Annotated in this window: 5 protein-coding genes and 1 pseudogene; 4 read left to right on the forward strand and 2 right to left on the reverse strand. The window is 67.4% G+C overall.

Features of this window, described 5'->3' with window-relative positions; all coding sequences use genetic code 11:
* Together QZT59_RS17735 and QZT59_RS17740 are read left to right on the forward strand one after the other, a co-directional pair.
* A pseudogene (locus QZT59_RS17735) lies at positions 1–552 on the forward strand (ABC transporter ATP-binding protein); the annotation flags it as partial.
* The gene (locus QZT59_RS17740; RefSeq protein WP_290819219.1) at positions 545–1,330 is read left to right on the forward strand and encodes an ABC transporter permease; all 786 of its coding nucleotides are present in this window, start codon (positions 545–547) and stop codon (positions 1,328–1,330) included. The pseudogene QZT59_RS17735 and the gene QZT59_RS17740, both read left to right, overlap by 8 nt.
* A 23-nt stretch (positions 1,331–1,353) precedes the next feature.
* On the opposite strand, the gene QZT59_RS17745 is transcribed toward QZT59_RS17740, so the two are convergent.
* Positions 1,354–1,623, reverse strand: a complete 270-nt coding sequence (locus QZT59_RS17745) for a hypothetical protein (RefSeq protein ID WP_290819220.1) — start codon at positions 1,621–1,623, stop codon at positions 1,354–1,356.
* A 301-nt stretch (positions 1,624–1,924) separates the two neighbouring features.
* Here QZT59_RS17745 and QZT59_RS17750 point away from each other — a divergent pair, with 301 nt between their 5' ends.
* Positions 1,925–2,374: a universal stress protein gene (locus tag QZT59_RS17750; protein ID WP_290819221.1), complete on the forward strand. Its 450-nt coding sequence runs from the start codon at positions 1,925–1,927 to the stop codon at positions 2,372–2,374.
* 45 nt (positions 2,375–2,419) lie between these two features.
* On the opposite strand, the gene QZT59_RS17755 is transcribed toward QZT59_RS17750, so the two are convergent.
* A complete protein-coding gene (locus QZT59_RS17755) occupies positions 2,420–2,833 on the reverse strand; it encodes a hypothetical protein (RefSeq protein ID WP_290819222.1) in 414 nt (137 codons plus the stop codon).
* A gap of 101 nt (positions 2,834–2,934) precedes the next feature.
* Here QZT59_RS17755 and QZT59_RS17760 point away from each other — a divergent pair.
* The coding region (locus QZT59_RS17760) for a universal stress protein (RefSeq protein WP_290819223.1) at positions 2,935–3,240 on the forward strand (306 nt) is incomplete at its 3' end.

The raw sequence follows: 3,240 nt of genomic DNA on the forward strand, positions 1-3,240 counted from the left end.
CACGACCCCGACCTGGTGATCCTCGACGAGCCGACGAGCGGTCTCGATCCGCTGATGAAACAGCGCTTCGCGGAGTTCGTCCGCGGCGAGCGCGACGACGGACTCACCGTCTTCTTCTCCTCGCACATCCTCGGCGAGGTGCGTCGGCTCTGTGATCGCGTCGGCGTCATCCGCGACGGCCGGCTGGTGACCGTAGAGCCCGTCGAGTCGCTGATCGGCAGGAGCGGGAAGGTGGTCCGGCTGCGGGTCGCCGGGGAGCTCCCGTCCGGAATTTTCGACGTCGACGGCGTCTACGACGTGGAGACGAGCGTCTCGGCGGGCGAAGCCGACGAGACGGGCGTCGTCACCGACTGCACGTTCACCTTTACTGGCGACGTCAACGCCGTCGTCGCGGAACTCCCCGATCTCGCGTTACTCGACTGCTCGATCGAGGAGGCACCACTCGAGGACGTCTTCATGCGCTTTTACGGCGATGGAAACGGCGAGACGAACGAGGGCCGCCGCGCTCGACAGCCGAGCGACGCGGCTGCCGGAGGTGACGTCGATGCTTGAGTTTACCCGATACGAGGGGTCGAACCGCGTTCGGGGAAGCCTCTACCTCTCGATCGCCATGTCCGCGCTGGCGGCGCTGGTCATCTGGATCTATCCCTCCTACAGCGAGGCGTTCGACGAGGATCAGCTGCTCGAGACTATGCCGGAGTCCATGCTTCGTCTGTTCGACATTCGCACGATGGCCACCCTGGAGGGATTCCTCGCGTTCGAGCTCTACGTCTTCGGCTGGATCATCATGCTCGGGCTCTACCTCGCCTACCTCGGCGCGGGCACCGTCGCCGACGACGTCGAGCGCGGGCGCATGGACATCACGCTCTCGCTTCCGGTCTCGCGGGCCCGCCTGGTCACGGAAAAGTTCGCCGCGCTTGCCGTGCCGATCGTCCTCGTCAACGTGGTGACGCCGCTCGTCGTCTACGTCAGCGCCGTCGCGATCGACGAGCCGATCGCCGGGGCGGACCTGGCGGCCGTCCACCTGCTGTCGATCCCCTACCTCTTCGCCTGTGCCGGCATCGGTCTGGTCGCGTCGGTCGCCGTCGACCGAACTGGCATCGCTCAGCGGATCGCCCTCGGCGTCACGTTCGGGCTCTTCCTGGTCGAGTCGCTCGTCACCGACACCGACTACGAGGACGTGGGTCTCGTCGGACCGTCGCGCCACTACGATCCCAACGAGATCCTGCTCGACGGGACGTACGACCTCGTGAGCGTGATCGTCCTCGTCACGATGACGCTCGCACTGCTCGTCGGAAGCGTCCTCTGGTTCAGGCGGCGGGACGTCTGAGACGGGCCGTCCGGCGGCAGCGTTTACGCGAGGAACGCACTCGAGACCAGCAAGAGCGTCAGCGCCACGCAGAGCGCGGCGAGCACGTAGCCCGCGATGCCGAACGCGGTCCGGTCGCGCTCCTCGATGGGACGCGTGAGGCCGTGAGCCCCGATCGCGAGGAAGATCGTTCCCGTGGCCCCGTAGGCTAGCAGGGCGAGACGATCCGCCAGCCCGTAGACGAGTCCGCCGTAGGCGAGAAAGCACAGCCCTGCGTACAGAAAGAGTGCGTCGATCGCGCGAACCGGGTGCATGTTCAAGTGTACGCTCCCGCGCGTTTTCAAGCTCCCTATCCCGGCCACAGGGGCGAACGGACCGACGTTTTTCAAGTCCGAAACCGTTCGGGGACGAAGCGGTTCGTGTCCGAAACCTTCGCGTCCGAAGTCGTACGTCTCCGAAGCAGTTCGGACCGAGGCACTCGGGACCCACCCCGTTCGGACTGAGAGGCCTGGTTCGGGGGTTCGAGTCCGGTCGCTGCGTTTCCGACGAGGGACCCGTACTCCCGCAGCCGGAAACGACACGAACGTTTTCGGTCCGTCGCGCCAACGTCCACCCATGTTCGACCGAATCCTCGTTCCGACCGACGGCAGCGAACACGCCGAGGCCGCGGCGGACGACGCGATCGAGTTGGCGGCTGACCAGGGTGCGACCATGCACGTCCTCTCGATAGCCGATCCCGGGCCTCTCGGTGACCTCAAACTCCCGGGTGACGCTGCGCGACCGTCCGAGGCGCTCACCGAGCGCGCGGAGGAGTTCGTCGTCGGTATCGTCGACCGCGCCGAGGCGGCCGGTGTGGACGTGGAGGGGACGGTCCGGTCGGGTCCGCCGGGCGAAGCGATTCTCGAATATGCCCGCGAGATCGACGCCGATCTGATCGTGATGGGTAGTCGGGGCCGAGGCGGGCTCCACCGGATGGCCGTCGGCAGCGTCGCCGACCACGTGATCCGGGTCGGCGACTGTCGGGTACTCGTCGTCGACACCGACGTCGCTGCAGCCAGCGACTGACCGGCCGATCGCCACCCGATCGGGTTCACCCGGCGCGGGCGGGAGTCACTCCACGCCGGCGATCCGGTTGATCGCCCGCGTTCGCTGGCCCATCGACCAGCCGACCAGCGCGAGCCCAGCGTAGAGGACGATCGCCAGCAGGCCGTACGCTTCGGGAACGAGTCGGGGACTGAGCCCGCCCGTATCGAGCACGAGGGCGACGAGCAGCGTGCCCAGGACGAGCGCGACGCCGATGTCGCCCGACCGCATACTGGGGAGGTCCGGCGGCTCGGCGACGAGGCGGCCGACGGCGTAGAAGACGACGGTGTAGGCCACCCAGCCCACGATCAGGTACGGAATCGCCCGGAAGTACTCGCCGGGGAAGTGTCGCGGCACGTAAACCGCGTGGACGAGGAGCGTCGCGAGGGCCGCCATCACGAGTAGCGCCACCAGCCCGGCTCGCGACTGACTCGACTCCATGGCTGGACGGACACGTCATGGAACCGTAAAACGATCGGCTGAGACCCGCGAGCCGGGAGCCGTGCAACCGAGTGAGGGTGCCGGCTCGCCTCCAGACGAGTATGGGACAGCAATTGCTCGTACCACTGGACGACTCGGAGCCAGCGTGGGCCGCGCTCGAACACGCGATCGACGTCGACGACGTCGACCGCCTCTCGCTACTTCACGTCGTCGAGCCGTCGGAGGCGTTCACGTCGGCGGCCAGAGGCGGCACCTACGACGCCGAGATGTACGACCTCGCTTTCGAACGCGGCGAGACGCTGTGTGAGCGGGCCCGGAGTCGCGTCCTCGAGGCGCTAGATCCGGAGACGATCCGGGTCGAGACGGACGTCGTGCCGGGTCGACCCGCCCAGCGTATCGTCGACTAC

The sequence above is a fragment of the Halovivax sp. genome, from assembly GCA_007119345.1.
GTDB lineage: Archaea > Halobacteriota > Halobacteria > Halobacteriales > Natrialbaceae > Halovivax.

Coding starts and splice junctions, on each gene's coding strand:
- QZT59_RS17755 (WP_290819222.1), bottom strand. CDS start 2,833: ATGGAGTCGAGTCAGTCGCGAGCCGGGCTGGTGGCGCTACTCGTGATG.
- QZT59_RS17750 (WP_290819221.1), top strand. CDS start 1,925: ATGTTCGACCGAATCCTCGTTCCGACCGACGGCAGCGAACACGCCGAG.
- QZT59_RS17745 (WP_290819220.1), bottom strand. CDS start 1,623: ATGCACCCGGTTCGCGCGATCGACGCACTCTTTCTGTACGCAGGGCTG.
- QZT59_RS17740 (WP_290819219.1), top strand. CDS start 545: ATGCTTGAGTTTACCCGATACGAGGGGTCGAACCGCGTTCGGGGAAGC.